The following is a 218-nucleotide window of genomic DNA, read 5'->3' as shown; positions in this document are numbered from 1 at the left end:
CTTGCACCGGCGGCAGCCACAAAGGCCGACGTACCGAGCAGTTGTCTTCGACTGAGCTGCGTTTTCTTGGTTTCTTCGGACATGCTTCTCTCCTTTAGAAAAGTCAGGCAGCAGGACCGGTGTCGGCAACGCCTTCAACCGGTTTTCCTTTGACTGAGATGACGGGTCTGGCCGGTCCACCGCCACGTTCGGCAGCCGCTGCGAGGGGGGCATTGCGG

Annotated in this window: 1 pseudogene; it reads right to left on the bottom strand. The window is 60.1% G+C overall.

The window, feature by feature from the left end:
- Positions 1-83 (bottom strand): annotated as a pseudogene (locus HWX93_RS23305) (nitrous-oxide reductase); the annotation flags it as partial.
- Between the last annotated feature and the right edge of the window lie 135 nt (positions 84-218).

The sequence above is a fragment of the Brucella tritici genome, assembly GCF_902825325.1.
In the GTDB taxonomy this organism is placed as follows: Bacteria; Pseudomonadota; Alphaproteobacteria; order Rhizobiales; family Rhizobiaceae; genus Brucella.
This window is presented reverse-complemented; position numbering and strand designations above follow the sequence as displayed.